The following is a 14,898-nucleotide window of genomic DNA, read 5'->3' on the forward strand; positions in this document are numbered from 1 at the left end:
TACAGCATGCCCCGGAACGCCCTGTGCCGCCAAGCCGTGCGCGTCGGTATCGGCTGCTATGCTGGTTTGACCGTGTTGCATTGACGCCGAGCGCCAGTCAAGAGAGAGCCCGTCATGTCCCAGTTGCCATCCTTGAGCCAGTTACGCGACCCTGAAGCCTTCCTGCGCCGCCATTTGGGCCCCGACGCCGCCGAACAGCAGGCGATGCTCGACAGCCTCGGTCTCGGCAGCCGGGTCGAACTGATCGAGCAGACGGTGCCGCCGGGCATTCGTCTGAACCGGGCGCTGGATTTGCCACCGGCCCTCGACGAACAGGCAGCGCTGGCCAAGCTGCGTGGCTATGCCGAGCAGAACCAGGTGTGGACCAGCCTGATCGGCATGGGCTACCACGGCACGCTCACGCCGACCGTCATCCTGCGCAACGTGCTGGAAAATCCCGGCTGGTACACCGCTTACACCCCGTATCAACCGGAGATCGCTCAAGGCCGACTCGAAGCGCTGCTGAATTTCCAGCAACTGACCATCGACCTCACCGGGCTTGAACTGGCCAACGCCTCTTTGCTCGACGAAGCCACTGCTGCGGCGGAAGCCATGGCACTGGCCAAGCGTGTGGCGAAGTCCAGGAGCAATCTGTTTTTCGTCGACGAGAACTGTCATCCGCAGACCATCTCCGTGGTGCAGACCCGCGCCGAAGGTTTCGGCTTTGAACTGATCATCGACGCTGTGGATAACCTGAAACAGCACCAGGTGTTTGGCGCACTGCTGCAGTATCCCGACACCCACGGCGAGATCCGCGATCTGCGCCCGGTCATCGATCAACTGCATGCGCAGCAGGCGCTGGCCTGTGTGGCGGCGGATCTGCTGAGCCTGTTGCTGCTGACACCACCGGGTGAGCTGGGCGCCGATGTGGTGTTCGGCTCGTCCCAGCGCTTTGGTGTGCCGATGGGCTACGGCGGCCCGCATGCGGCGTTTTTCGCCAGCCGCGACGAATACAAACGGGCGATTCCCGGGCGGATCATTGGTGTCTCGAAGGACGCCCGGGGCAACGTCGCGTTGCGCATGGCCTTGCAAACCCGTGAGCAACACATTCGCCGGGAGAAGGCCAATTCGAACATCTGCACCGCGCAGGTGCTGCTGGCCAACATCGCCAGTTTCTACGCGGTCTATCACGGGCCCGAAGGCTTGAAACGGATCGTCCAGCGGGTGCATCGGCTGACCTGCATTCTGGCGGCGGGGCTGGAGCGCCATGGTCTTTCTCGGGTCAACGGGCAGTTTTTCGACACCCTGACCCTCGACTTGGGTGGCGCGCAAAGCGCGATCATCGACAGCGCCAAGGCAGCGCAGATCAACCTGCGGATTCTCGGGCGCGGTCGTGTGGGGCTGAGCCTTGATGAGACCAGCGACGAAAGCACGGTGGCCAGGCTGTTCGATGTGCTGCTGGGTGCCGATCATGGCTTGAACGTCGAGCAACTCGATGCAGAAGCACTGGTTTCAGGCATCCCCGACAGCCTCCAGCGCAAGACGCCTTACCTGCGCCATCCGGTGTTCAACGCTCACCACAGCGAAACCGAGATGCTGCGCTACCTCAAACAACTGGAGAACAAGGATCTGGCGCTCAACCAGTCGATGATCCCGCTGGGCTCCTGCACCATGAAACTCAACGCCACCAGCGAGATGATCCCGGTCACCTGGCCGCAGTTCGCCAACCTGCATCCGTTCGCGCCTCGGGAGCAGGCGCTCGGGTACACCTTGATGATCGAAGAGCTGGAGCGCTGGTTGTGCGCGATCACCGGGTTCGATGCGATCTGCATGCAGCCCAACTCCGGGGCGCAGGGCGAGTACGCCGGGCTGCTGGCGATTCGCAAATATCACGAGAGCCGGCATCAGGGCGCACGGGACATCTGCCTGATTCCGTCTTCGGCCCACGGCACCAACCCGGCTTCGGCACAGATGGCCGGGATGCGCGTGGTGATTGTCGAGTGCGACGAGGCCGGCAACGTCGATCTGGATGACCTGAAAACCAAGGCTGCCGAGGCAGGGGACAAGTTGTCGTGCCTGATGGCGACCTATCCTTCGACCCACGGCGTGTACGAGGAAGGCATCAGCGAGATCTGCGAAGTGATCCACAAGCATGGCGGGCAGGTGTACATGGACGGCGCCAACCTCAATGCGCAGGTCGGGCTGGCGCGTCCGGCGGACATCGGCGCCGACGTGTCGCACATGAACCTGCACAAGACTTTCTGCATCCCGCATGGAGGCGGCGGGCCGGGCATGGGGCCGATCGGCATTCGTGCGCATCTGGCACCGTTCGTCGCCAATCACCCGGTGGTACCGATTGACGGCCCGTTGCCGCAGAACGGCGCGGTCAGCGCGGCGCCGTGGGGCAGTGCGAGCATTTTGCCGATCAGCTGGATGTACATCGCGATGATGGGCCCGCAGTTGGCGGATGCCAGCGAAGTGGCGATTCTCGCGGCGAATTATCTGGCGCAACACTTATCCGGCGCTTTCCCGGTGTTGTACACCGGGCGCAACGGGCGGGTGGCCCATGAGTGCATTCTCGATTTGCGGCCGTTGAAGGCGCAGACCGGGATCAGTGAAGAGGACGTCGCCAAGCGTCTGATGGACTACGGCTTCCACGCGCCGACCATGTCATTCCCGGTGCCGGGGACGTTGATGGTCGAGCCGACCGAGAGCGAGTCCAAGGCCGAACTGGACCGCTTTATCGGCGCCATGTTGAGCATTCGTGCGGAAATCACCGAGGTGCAGAACGGCAACTGGCCGGCGGAAGACAATCCGCTCAAGCGTGCTCCGCATACCCTGGCGGATGTTACCGGGGTCTGGGAACGGCCCTACAGCATCGAACAGGGCATCACCCCGGATGCGCACACCAAGGCGCATAAATACTGGCCGGCGGTGAACCGGGTGGATAACGTCTATGGGGATCGCAATCTGTTTTGTGCCTGTGTTCCTGTGGACGATTACCGCTGATGTCCCCGTGCGACCCGATTCATTGTAGGAGTGAGCCTGCTCGCGATAGCGGTGCATCAGTCGCCGAATCCATTGCCTGGAGTACAGCTATCGCGAGCAGGCTCACTCCTACAGGGGGGGAGTGAAGCGGGAAATGCAGGCAAAAAAATGCCGCTCGATCGAGCGGCATTTTTCTCGGCGCCAGGCTTACTCGGTTTCCACCGCGTTTTTCGCCAGAATCGCATTCGCCAGTTCCATGTCCGTGGCCTGCAGGCCCGGGTTGTCGGCGCGGACTTTCTGCATTGCCGCTTCCAGGTACGGCCCACGGATGCCGCCATCGCTGGCGACGAAGCTGCCGGCATCGTCCTGCGCGGCAACGATCAGCTTGTGATCCTTGAAGGTCAGGTAGGTCGAACCGGTGGTGGCGCCGGACGAAATGACGTTACGCCAAAAGCTGTCGGCCATCGCTGAACCAACGGGAAGGGACAGCAAGGCAAGGGTGGCGACAGCAAGTTTGAGACGCATGATTGAGTGACTCCTGGGGGTTAACTACGGCCTTGGATCGTCATTTACCCGATCCAGTTCCATGACTGTCCAGTCATGGGCGCTGTTGTGCTGGAGGCGAGGCGACTTGTTTGTCACCATGTGCCTTTGTTTCTCAAGCATGGACGCAACCTTGGGTTTGATCGGTCTGTTTTACGCGTTGTTCTGGTGGCTGCTCCTCGTCAGTTTCATCGGGCTGCCGGTGCTGTTGATCATGCTGAGTGTGCCGGCGTGGCGCCGGTCGCTGCTGCTGCATCCGCGCAAGCTTGCAGCCATTGCCCTGGTATGTGTGCCCGTGGTTGGCCTGACCGTTTATCAAATGGTGAGCAGTGCCCAGGACAGTCGCGCGCGTAATCCCAGGCTCGATCATGACGTTCAGATCGGCAACATGGCCCTGCCGGCGGGTACTCGATTGCATCTGAGTACGCTTGAGCCGCTGGATGAGAATGGTCAGCCACAAGTCCATGGCCTGGCAAGTCTCGATCGCGCTGATTTTGCCGGCCCGCATAGCCTTGCCGGGATGCAGGTTTCGGCAATCAAAATGTATCGCCTGCCGGAAACCGAGTTGCTGCTGGTGGGTGATCAGGTCATCGATGGCTGGCCCTGCGCAGGCGGCAGCTGGTTGACCATGACGGTCACCGAACAGACGCGATTGCAACCTGAACGCTGGGCGTTCGGCGCTTGTACGTTGGTCGGCGGGACGCGGATTGTCGGCGAAACCTGGCCCGCCGAGAGCAGGGTCTATCGCGAAGACGACCACTACAGCGTCAGCGACTGGATGGCGAAGGAGCCGGTTTCAATGCGTGGCATTGTGCTGTCGAGCGTCACCGTGAAACTGGACAAGCAGCGCAGGCTGCTGCGTTGGGACGGTCAGTTGCAAAACCCGATGACCCTGGGTGAATGGCAGTACCCGCACGGCATGCGCGTGGGGCAAAGCCATCCGGGTACGTTGATGTTCAGCCCGAGCCAGTCTTACGCCGCACGAAACCTGCGAACCGGGGAGGGGCTCAAGCTCAATCACTCGATTCTGCAACGCAGGTCGGATGGCTCGGTGCTGTGGATCAAGCCGAATGCCGAGGTCAATGTCGCCGACTGGTAACCTCGCTAGCGCTGCTCGCTCTGCGGTGTCACTCGCAGCACTTCTTCAAGGGTTGTCAGCCCTGCCGCGACCTTCTGCGCCCCCGACAGGCGCAGGCTGCGCATGCCTTCCTTGAAGGCTTGCCGGCGAATGGCGGTGAGGTCGGTGTCGGGGGTGATGAAAGCTTTGAGGCTGTCGCTCAGTTGCATGATTTCGTAGACCCCGGCACGCCCGCGATAACCGGTGTCGCGGCACTCCAGGCAACCGATCGCCCGCTGCGCGTTGCCCGGCAGTGGCGCTTGCCACGGTCGGGTCAGGGTCTGCCAGTCTTCCTCTTCCAGCGTCAGCGGCGCCTTGCAGTGCGGGCACAAGGTGCGCACCAGACGCTGGGCCATGACCCCAAGCACCGTGGCCTTGATCAGATAATGCGGCACGCCGAGTTCGAGCAGGCGGCTGATGGCGCTCGGCGCATCATTGGTGTGCAGGGTCGACAGCACCAGGTGTCCGGTGAGCGCGGCCTGGATCGCCATTTCGGCGGTTTCCAGGTCGCGGATCTCGCCGATCATGATGATGTCCGGGTCCTGTCGCATCAGTGCGCGCACCCCGGCGGCGAAGCTCAGGTCAATGTTGTGCTGCACCTGCATCTGGTTGAACGCCGGTTCGACCATCTCGATCGGGTCTTCGATCGTGCAGAGGTTGATCTCCGGCGTCGCCAGCTTCTTCAGCGTGGTGTAGAGCGTGGTGGTCTTGCCCGAACCGGTCGGCCCTGTGACCAGAATGATGCCGTTGGGCTGGCGGGTCATGTCCTGCCAGCGGCGCAGGTCGTCGGCGGAAAAGCCCAACTGATCGAAGTCCTTGAGCAGCACTTCCGGGTCAAAAATGCGCATGACCATTTTTTCGCCGAATGCGGTGGGCAGCGTTGAGAGCCGCAGCTCGACTTCGCCGCCGTCCGGGGTCTTGGTCTTGACCCGGCCGTCCTGGGGTTTGCGCTTTTCGGCGACGTTCATCCGCCCGAGGCTTTTCAGGCGGCTGACGATCGCCATGGTCACCTGCGGCGGGAATTGATAGACGTTGTGCAGCACGCCGTCGATGCGAAAACGCACCGTGCCCTGTTCGCGGCGCGGTTCGATGTGGATATCGCTGGCGCGCTGCTGAAAGGCGTACTGGAACAGCCAGTCGACGATGTTGACGATGTGCGCATCGTTGGCGTCCGGCTCCTGATCACTGGCGCCGAGGTTGAGCAGTTGTTCGAAGTTGCCGAGGTTGCCGTTCTGCGGGTCGGCGTTGTTGGCGCCGCTGACCGATTTGGCGAGGCGGAAGAACTCGACGCTGAAGCGCTGGATGTCCACCGGGTTGGCAACCACCCGTTTGATCGGCAGCTTCAGCACGTGGGTCAGGTCGGCTTCCCAGCCGGTGACGTAGGGCTGGGCGCTGGCGACGACCACGGCGTCGCGGTCGACCGCCACCGCGAGAATCTTGTGCCGCTGGGCAAACGCATAGGACATCAGCGGGGTGATCGCGGCGACGTTGATCTTCAACGGGTCGATGCGCAGATACGGTTGGCCGGCCTGCTGGGCCAGCCACAGGGTCAGGCTTTCCAGATCCAGGTGTTTGCCCGGACGGCTGAGGTCGTCCAGTTGCTGGCTGGCGATGAATTCCAGTGGATGCTGCTGGCCGTGGGTCGCGTGGCGGCGACGGGCATTGAGCGCCTGCTCCGCCGAGTCCTGGCTGATGAAGCCCTGGGCGACCAGTTCACGCAATACATCGTTGAGATCCAGCCAGCGGTCCTGAGTGGCGAGTTGAACGGACATGCGGGCTTCCTTTTGAACGACAGTTCGCAAAGGATAGTCGTGGCCCCGCAGACCGCTGGGCCACTACCCGACAAAGCCGTTGCCGGATTTGTCAGGCGCTGGCCTGTGCCGGCGCATCCCAAGCCGTGTCGGCGTTTTGCAGGTTCACCGAGCAGACGCTGATCAGGTTACGAAGTTTTTCCGCAATCACTTGCGCGCGATGCCAACTGCAACCGCCGATGACGATGTCGATCGACATCAAGTCGTCCATCCGCTGCACGTTGACCTGTTCGGGCGTGAGGAATTGCAGCGCGAACAGGTTCAGCACCCGCACCAGTAAATCCGGCTCGGCTTCGGCGAGGATCTGATACTGCGCCAGGCAATGGCTGTTGTTGACGTTCCAGACATCGGCTCGGGTTGGGGTGGCGTTCACGGCTTCAAGGTGCGGCATGGCAAGTCTCCAGAATCACTGGAGAAATTTTTACATTCGGTGCCGGGCATTTCTTGGCTAAGATCGGTGTTATTGGCGAGTGATCGACTGGATCAATTCGCAGGATCCTGTATTTGAGGTTTTTCTATGCACTGTGAGCTGGACGCCTACGACCGCAAGATACTCGCCCTGCTGCAAGAGGACGCTTCATTGTCCAGCGCACAGATCGCCGAGCAGGTGGGTTTGTCGCAGTCGCCTTGCTGGCGGCGGATTCAGCGGATGAAGGAGGAGGGGATCATTCGCGGCCAGGTGACTTTGCTCGATCGCAAGAAGATCGGCCTGAACACGCAGATCTTCGCCGAGATCAAACTCAACGCCCACGGGCGTTCGAACTTCACCGAATTCACCGAGGCGATTCGTGGCTTTCCGGAAGTGCTGGAATGTTATGTGCTGATGGGCGCGGTGGATTTTCTGTTGCGCATTGTCGCGGCGGACATCGAGGCGTATGAGCGGTTCTTCTTCGAGAAGCTGTCGCTGGTGCCGGGGATTCAGGAAGTGAACTCGATTGTGGCGTTGTCGGAGATCAAATCCACAACCAGCCTCCCGGTTTAGCGCGAATAACCTCGGGGCTAGGGGGATTTACTGTGGCGAGGGGATTTATCCCCGATGGACTGCGCAGCAGTCCCCGCTTTTTTTAAGAGCGGGGCCGCTTCGCGAGCCATCGGGGATAAATCCCCTCACCACACAGTCATCACATGCGCAGAAGCATTTTCCACGCGCGATTCTGGTAAACCGCGATCGCTTGCTGCTTGCGTGCATCGAGCAGTTCGTCAGTGATCGTCGGTTCGTTGGCCAGTTGCGCCAGTTTGTTCAGCTCGCCGTACAGGCGATCCATTTCCGGGATCTCCAGCACGTTACGCGCGTGGTGCAGCCAGGCCTGGATGCGCTCGATACGCGGCAGTTGCTCGGCCAGATCTTCCGGCTGTTGCTGATAGCGCTGCAATTGCAGGGAGGTGGCTTCTTCGCCCAGCATGCGCGGCAGCCAGCTGTGCAGTTGCGCGGCGCCTTGGCGGTTACCGCGAGTGTTGCGCTCGGCGGTCCAGGTGCGGGCCAGCAGCCAGCGCGACGCGGTCAGCGAGAACAGGCCCCAGCGCGGGTCTTCCAGCTCTTCGAGGAATTGCTCTGGCGCCGCCTTGCGCACGTCTTCGTCTTCGATGCCGACCTGAACCAGCGGGCGCCAGTCTTCGAGCAAGGCATCGAGCACCACGCGCAAGTCGTGCGTCGCCGGACGCGGTGCGGCCTGGCCGAGGCTGCTGAGCAGGGCGCGCATTTCCGCGAGGTTTTCGACCCAGTCCAGCAGCAGGCGCCAGTGGCCGTTGAAACGGTACTGTTCAGCCAGACGCTGGCTGCTGCCGAGCAGGTGCCAGCAGAGCGCGGCGAAGGCGTCGTCGAGTTGGGTTTCCGGCGTCAGTTGCGGCGCCGGCAGGCTCAGCGAGTAGCTGTTGGCGTCATACAGACGGTAGCCGCGTTCGGCCTTGCTGATGTCGCATGGCATCAGGGCCAGGGTTTCCGCCAGTTCGGCGGCCAGTTCCAGTAGCGCGGCCGGCTCGCCTTCGCGCAGTTCCAGTTCCAGCTCGCAGATTTCTTCTTTCTGCTTGCCGACCACCACGTGACCGAGGTCCAGTGCGGCTTCAATGACCACTTTGGCCTTGCCGCGGCCCCAGGCGATTTCCGCGCGCTCGCGGACGAAATCGGTGGTGAAGATTGGCTTCAGGGTTTTCTTGTCCAGCTCGGCCAGCGACTCGGGCCAGCATTCGCCGTCGAGTTTCTTTACGTCGAGCTTGGCTTTGGGCAACTTCCAGTCGTACTCGTTACGCTCGGACAGACCGGCCACGCTCTGGCCGCGGGTCTTGAGGGTCTGAATCACTTCGTCACCGTCCTTGCGCAGGCGCAGGGCGACTTTGGCCTGGGCCAGGTCGCGCTCGGGGGTGTCGAAATACTGGTTCATCAGCTCACGGCGTTCCCAGCCATTTTTGTTGCGTTTTTTCAGTAACGGGTGCTCGCGCAGGGCGGCGAGGGTTTCGCGGCTGACGCGGAGTTTGATTTCGGTTTCTTTCTGCATGGCCGGAAAATCCAGGATCGGGAGCGCAGCCGGGGGAATGTGTGGCTGCCAAGGCCGTGCAGTGTACAGGACTGATACGTCCTACGCCCTGCGGCGGTTTATTCCTGGCGCCGGATGGCTCTATGATGGACTTCAAATCGGGAGTTGGAGTCAGCGATGCCTTTGCCGTCCATGCAAGACCAGTTCGCTGCACTGATCGCTGCACCGTCGGTCAGTTGCACCCAACCGAGCCTGGATCAATCCAACCGGGCGGTGATCGATTTGCTCGCCGGATGGCTGGGGGATCTGGGCTTCAGCTGCGATATCCAGCAGGTCAGCCCCGGTAAATTCAACCTGCTCGCCAGTTTCGGCAGCGGCCCCGGCGGCCTGGTCCTGGCCGGGCACAGCGATACCGTTCCTTATGACGATGCGCTGTGGCAGACCGATCCGCTGAAGCTCACCGAAGTCGACGGCCGCTGGGTCGGGCTGGGCAGCTGCGACATGAAGGGCTTTTTTGCCCTGATCATCGAAGCCGTGCAGCCACTGCTTGACCAGCCATTCAAGCAACCGCTGCTGATCCTCGCCACCTGTGATGAAGAAAGCTCGATGTCCGGTGCCCGAGCGCTGGCCGAGGCCGGTCGTCCGATTGGGCGCGCGGCGGTGATCGGCGAGCCGACCGGGCTCAAGCCGATCCGCATGCACAAAGGCATCATGATGGAGCGCATCGACATCCTCGGGCAGAGCGGCCATTCGTCGGATCCGCGCCTGGGCCACAGCGCCCTCGAAGCGATGCACGACGCCATCGGCGAACTGCGCGGCCTGCGCCTGTTGTGGCAGCGTGAATTCAACAACCCGCAGTTCAGCGTGCCGCAACCGACCCTGAATTTCGGCTGCATCCATGGTGGTGATAACCCGAACCGCATTTGCGGCCAGTGTTCGCTGGAATTCGACCTGCGCCCGTTGCCGGGCATGGACCCTAAAGTCCTGCGCGCGGAGATTCTGCGCAAGCTCAATCCGGTCGCTGAACGGCATCAGGTGAAGATCGATTACAAACCGTTGTTCCCGGAAGTGCCATCGTTCGAGCAGGCCGAAGACGCCGAATTGGTGCGCATCGCCGAAAAGCTCACCGGTCACCGTGCCGAAGCAGTAGCGTTCGGCACCGAAGCGCCTTATCTTCAGCGCCTTGGCTGCGAAACCATCGTGCTCGGCCCCGGCGACATCGCCTGTGCACATCAGCCCGGCGAGTACCTTGAAATGTCACGTTTACAGCCTACCGTGCATCTACTACGGCAGTTGATTGAACATTACTGCCTGAGCACTGATCAACGGTGATGTTCCCTTTGTAGGAGTGAGCCTGCTCGCGATAGCGGTGAACCAGTCACCGAAGATATTGACTGACACTGCGCTATCGCGAGCAGGCTCACTCCTAAAAGGGACTGTGTCCTGTCTGACCAAACGCTGTAAATTGCCAGCATCCCAACCCGTATTCATGAGGAGAGCGCGCGTGTCGCCAAGCCTGTTCCGACGATAACCATCAGCCCGCTGTGCGTTTTCCGTTTCGCCCTTTTTTCGGCTGCTATTTATTACAGGCCCAGGTTCATGCCCGAATACGTCAATTGGCTTCGTCACGCGTCCCCTTACATCAATGCCCACCGCGATTGCACCTTCGTCGTCATGCTGCCCGGCGACGGCGTGGAACATCCGAACTTCGGCAACATCGTCCACGACCTCGTGCTGCTGCACAGCCTTGGTGTGCGTCTGGTGCTGGTCCATGGTTCGCGCCCGCAGATTGAAACCCGCCTTGCCGCCCGCGGCCTGACCCCGCACTACCACCACGGCATGCGCATCACCGATGCGGCGACCCTGGAGTGCGTGATCGACGCTGTCGGCCAGTTGCGCATCGCCATCGAAGCGCGCTTGTCGATGGACATGGCGTCGTCGCCGATGCAGGGCTCGCGCCTGCGGGTGGCCAGCGGCAACCTCGTTACCGCGCGGCCGATCGGCGTGCTGGAAGGTGTCGACTATCACCACACCGGCGAAGTGCGTCGGGTCGACCGCAAAGGCATCAATCGTCTGCTCGACGAACGCTCGATCGTGCTGCTGTCGCCGTTGGGCTACTCCCCGACCGGTGAAATCTTCAACCTCGCCTGTGAAGACGTCGCCACCCGCGCCGCCATCGACCTCGGTGCCGACAAACTGCTGCTGTTCGGCGCCGACCTTGGCCTGATCGACGAAAACGGCAGGCTGGTGCGCGAACTGCGCCCACAGCAAGTGCCGGCGCATCTGCAGCGTCTTGGCAGCAGCAACTATCAGGCGGAACTGCTGGATGCCGCCGCCGAGGCCTGCCGTGGCGGTGTCGCGCGCAGCCATATCGTCAGTTATGCCGAGGACGGCGCGCTGCTGACCGAGCTGTTCACCCGTGACGGTGGCGGTACGCTGGTGGCCCAGGAGCAATTCGAGCTGGTGCGCGAGGCGGCGATTGAGGACGTCGGCGGTTTGCTCGACCTGATCAGTCCGCTGGAAGAACAGGGGATTCTGGTGCGCCGCTCGCGTGAAGTGCTGGAGCGCGAGATCGAGCAGTTCAGCGTGGTCGAGCGTGAAGGCATGATCATCGCCTGTGCGGCGCTGTACCAGATCGCCGATTCGGATGCCGGTGAGCTGGCGTGCCTGGCGGTGAACCCGGAGTACCGCCACGGTGGTCGCGGCGACGAGTTGCTGGAGCGCATCGAAACCCGGGCCCGGGCACAAGGCCTGAAAACCCTGTTCGTCCTCACCACCCGTACCGCGCACTGGTTCCGCGAACGTGGTTTCGAGCCTAGCAGCGTCGAGCGCCTGCCAGCGGCGCGGGCCTCGCTGTACAACTATCAGCGCAACTCGAAGATCTTCGAAAAGACCCTCTGAAGATTAGCGAAGGACTCTTGTGGCGAGGGGATTCATCCCCGATGGGCCGCGCAGCGGCCCCCTTCACCAAAAGCAGGGGACTGCTGCGCAGTCCATCGGGGATGAATCCCCTCACCACATATTCAATTGTTTTCGCTTACAAACTTCGCGCTGACATACGGTGAATAGTCCGGCAGCACCGTTTCAACCTTGCCTTGCTCCTTCAAAAACTTCGCCGTTTCAGCAATCGCCTTGGCCGTGCCGCCATCCAGCAGCGCAGTGGTTTGCTGTGCCTTGGCATCCGGGAACGCAGAACCAGCCAGCAGTTGGGGAACATCGGCGGCATTGGCACCGGTCAATTTGGCGATTTTCTGCACTGGCGCCGAGTCAGCCGTCCAGCTGTCTTTATGGCTGGCGTAATCGGCAAACGCGTCTAGAGTGACCTTGGCAAATTTGGCGATCACTTCAGGATGTTTTTCGGCGTAGTCCTTGCGCGCGACCCAGACTTCGAAGGTCGGCGCACCCCATTGGCCGACTTGTGCAGCATCGGTCAGGGTCTTGCCAGTCTTGCGAATTTCCCCCAGCGCCGGCGACCAGACAAACGCGCCGTCGATGTCACCGCGCTTCCACGCTGCGGCGATTTCCGCGGGCTGCAGGTTCACCACTTTGACTTTGCTGGTGTCCAGGTCCCAGTGCTTGAGTGCGCCGAGCAAGCTGTAATGAGAGGTGGAAACGAAGGGGGTGGCGATGGTCTTTCCGACCAGATCCTGGGGGCTGTTAATCCCGCTGCCATTGCGTACCACCAACGCTTCGGCGGCATTGATCTGCGCTGAAACAATGAATGCGACGATCGGCAGATTGCGCGAAGCGGCCGCTGCCAAAGGGCTGGAGCCGAGGTTGCCGATTTGTACGTCGCCCGATGCAATGGCTGTCACAACTTGCGGGCCACTATTGAAGCGTCGCCAGTCGATCTTCTGGCCGATGGTTTTCTCGTAGGTACCGTCGGCTTGAGGGACTTTGCTTGGGTCGATACCGGTTTGATAACCGATGGTGAGGTTGGCGGCGTGGGCGGAGAAAGAAATTATTACCGACACACAAACTGTAACAATTTGACTAGATAGTGCACGTTTGACCATGATGGCGTCGCCTTTTAGATAGGGATTGACGTGTTTCAGATGAGTCAACGCTAATCGATCTAAAAATAGGCGAATAAATACCATTTAGTAATTAGCTTAGTAGCCGATATCCTGTGTTGCGCTGCAGGTGGCCATTACTGGGCCATATATCTGAATGGCATAAAAAAGAATGAAATAATTCTTTTTGGGGTTATCAGGAAAGTCAGTACTGTGCAGGGACCCAAATACCGCGATTAGACCTTGGTCGTAGACATACAAGGTTACGATTGACTTGTCAGTCACGCTCTGGCGCTAATCGCGAACCTACGGATCCGGGCATTCGACCAGGACCAGGAACACAAGAATTAGAAACGAGAGGAGCTTTACATGAACAAGTCCACCTTGGCCCTGGCTGTGGCCGTAGGGGTTTTGGCGCAGCAGGCAGGCGCCGCCGGTTTCATCGAAGACAGCAAGGCCACTCTGGGCCTGCGCAACTTCTACATCAACACCGACAACCGTGACGGCACTGGCCCGAACAAGAACGAAGAGTGGGGCCAAGGCTTCGATCTGCGTTTCATCTCGGGTTACACCCAAGGCACCGTGCAGTTCGGTGTTGACGCGATCGGCCTGTACGGCGTGCGTCTGGATTCCAGCCCGGCCACCAGCGGCAACTCCGCCGGTACCGCTTCCGGCGGCACCGTGTTCCCAAGCGATGGCAATCGCGCTGTGAATGACTTCGCCAGCCTGGGCGTGACCGGCAAGGTCAAGATCTCTCAGACCGAGCTGAAGGTCGGTACCCTGATGCCGAACAACCCGGTCATCAAGTACAACGACGGTCGTCTGCTGCCGCAAACCTTCCAGGGCGAAGCGATCACCTCGAACGAATTCAAGGACCTGACTCTGACTGCCGGTCAGGTTGAGGCCGTGAAAGGTCGTAACTCCAGCAACAACGAGAACATGTCGATTGCCGGTGCGAACGCTGGTTCGAACTATGACAAAGGCGTGTTCAGCAACAAGTTCTACTACGGTGGTGCTGACTACAAGATCAACAAAGACCTGACCGCTTCGTACTACTACGGTGAGCTGAAGGATTTCTACTCGCAGAACTTCCTGGGTCTGGTACACAACTGGGGCATCGGCCCGGGCGTGCTGAAAAGCGACCTGCGTTACTACCGCAGCCGTGACAACGGTGCCAACGGCGATACCGCTGCCTACTACACCAGCGGTTACTACGGTGGCAAAACCGTCAAGGGCAAGGTCGACAACGACCTGTACAGCTACCTGGCGCTGTACTCGGTTGAAGGTCACACCTTCGGTGCCGGCTACCAGTACACCAAAGGCGACAGCGACTTCCCTTGGCTGAACCAGGGTGACGGCTCGTCCAACAGCACCATCACCGACATGCAGATCCAGAAGTTCGCCCGTGCTGGCGAGCGTACCTGGCAGGCTCGCTACGGCTACGATTTCGCCAAGATCGGCGTTCCTGGTCTGACCGCCAACCTGATCTACCTGCGTGGCAACAACATCGACACTCCGCTGGGCGAAAAAACCGAGTGGGAACGTGACCTGACCGTAGGTTACGTGATCCCTGAAGGTCCGCTGAAAAACCTCGGCGTAGCCTGGAAAAACGCTATGTGGCGCACCGACCTGGCGAACACCCGTTCCCAGGACGAAAACCGCCTGATCGTCAGCTACTCGATCCCGCTGCTGTAATAGCGCGTTCAAGCTGCTGATATAAAAAAGCCCCGTCCGGCACCGTGCCGGACGGGGCTTTTGCATTTTCGAGTCAGACTCACCCCCGTAAGCCCTTCCCGAAATTCCCCTCTTTTGCAGCTACTCAAGGCCTTCTCGAACCTTGAGGGCGATGTTCGTCGCGATGCCGGCGAGCGTCCAGTGAACGATGTTTAATATTCCTTTAGATTCTAGATATCTAGTTATTTATTCTTTTTCATAATGGCGAATCCCGAGCTACAGTTGAGTTCTCCAACAACTCA

Annotated in this window: 11 protein-coding genes; 6 read left to right on the forward strand and 5 right to left on the reverse strand. The window is 60.7% G+C overall.

The window, feature by feature from the left end:
• Window positions 1-114: 114 nt before the first annotated feature.
• Window positions 115-2,988: an aminomethyl-transferring glycine dehydrogenase gene (gene gcvP / locus PseAD21_RS05775; protein WP_102354862.1), complete on the forward strand. Its 2,874-nt coding sequence runs from the start codon at window positions 115-117 to the stop codon at window positions 2,986-2,988.
• 186 nt (window positions 2,989-3,174) lie between these two features.
• Here the strand turns inward: gcvP and PseAD21_RS05780 are convergent, their stop codons facing one another.
• Window positions 3,175-3,492 (reverse strand): DUF2388 domain-containing protein, encoded by a 318-nt coding sequence (locus tag PseAD21_RS05780; RefSeq protein ID WP_102354863.1) that lies wholly within the window; start codon window positions 3,490-3,492, stop codon window positions 3,175-3,177.
• Between the two features lie 139 nt (window positions 3,493-3,631).
• On the opposite strand from PseAD21_RS05780, the gene PseAD21_RS05785 reads away from it, so the two are divergent.
• Complete coding sequence (locus tag PseAD21_RS05785) at window positions 3,632-4,609, forward strand: hypothetical protein (protein ID WP_146011264.1); 978 nt, start codon at window positions 3,632-3,634, stop codon at window positions 4,607-4,609.
• Window positions 4,610-4,614: 5 nt separating this feature from the next.
• On the opposite strand, the gene PseAD21_RS05790 is transcribed toward PseAD21_RS05785, so the two are convergent.
• The gene (locus PseAD21_RS05790; protein WP_102354865.1) at window positions 4,615-6,399 is read right to left on the reverse strand and encodes a GspE/PulE family protein; all 1,785 of its coding nucleotides are present in this window, start codon (window positions 6,397-6,399) and stop codon (window positions 4,615-4,617) included.
• A 91-nt stretch (window positions 6,400-6,490) separates the two neighbouring features.
• A complete protein-coding gene (locus tag PseAD21_RS05795) occupies window positions 6,491-6,829 on the reverse strand; it encodes a hypothetical protein (RefSeq protein WP_102354866.1) in 339 nt (112 codons plus the stop codon).
• 126 nt (window positions 6,830-6,955) lie between these two features.
• Here PseAD21_RS05795 and PseAD21_RS05800 point away from each other — a divergent pair, with 126 nt between their 5' ends.
• Window positions 6,956-7,420 carry an Lrp/AsnC family transcriptional regulator gene (locus tag PseAD21_RS05800; RefSeq protein ID WP_102354867.1) on the forward strand — a complete coding sequence of 155 codons (465 nt, stop codon included), beginning with the start codon at window positions 6,956-6,958 and terminating at the stop codon, window positions 7,418-7,420.
• A gap of 139 nt (window positions 7,421-7,559) precedes the next feature.
• Here the strand turns inward: PseAD21_RS05800 and PseAD21_RS05805 are convergent, their stop codons facing one another.
• Window positions 7,560-8,930, reverse strand: coding sequence for an inorganic triphosphatase (locus PseAD21_RS05805; RefSeq protein WP_102354868.1), 1,371 nt, complete (start codon window positions 8,928-8,930; stop codon window positions 7,560-7,562).
• A gap of 156 nt (window positions 8,931-9,086) precedes the next feature.
• Here PseAD21_RS05805 and argE point away from each other — a divergent pair, with 156 nt between their 5' ends.
• Together argE and argA are read left to right on the forward strand one after the other, a co-directional pair.
• Complete coding sequence (gene argE, locus PseAD21_RS05810) at window positions 9,087-10,241, forward strand: acetylornithine deacetylase (RefSeq protein ID WP_102354869.1); 1,155 nt, start codon at window positions 9,087-9,089, stop codon at window positions 10,239-10,241.
• 267 nt (window positions 10,242-10,508) lie between these two features.
• A complete protein-coding gene (argA, locus tag PseAD21_RS05815) occupies window positions 10,509-11,810 on the forward strand; it encodes an amino-acid N-acetyltransferase (RefSeq protein ID WP_102354870.1) in 1,302 nt (433 codons plus the stop codon).
• Window positions 11,811-11,932: 122 nt separating this feature from the next.
• Here argA and tauA read toward each other — a convergent pair whose 3' ends face one another.
• The gene (gene tauA / locus PseAD21_RS05820) at window positions 11,933-12,928 is read right to left on the reverse strand and encodes a taurine ABC transporter substrate-binding protein (protein WP_102354919.1); all 996 of its coding nucleotides are present in this window, start codon (window positions 12,926-12,928) and stop codon (window positions 11,933-11,935) included.
• Window positions 12,929-13,291: 363 nt separating this feature from the next.
• Between tauA and PseAD21_RS05825 the strand changes: the two genes are divergently transcribed.
• A complete protein-coding gene (locus PseAD21_RS05825) occupies window positions 13,292-14,617 on the forward strand; it encodes an OprD family porin (protein WP_102354871.1) in 1,326 nt (441 codons plus the stop codon).
• Window positions 14,618-14,898: the final 281 nt, after the last annotated feature.

The sequence above is a fragment of the Pseudomonas sp. AD21 genome (assembly GCF_002878485.1).
GTDB lineage: Bacteria > Pseudomonadota > Gammaproteobacteria > Pseudomonadales > Pseudomonadaceae > Aquipseudomonas.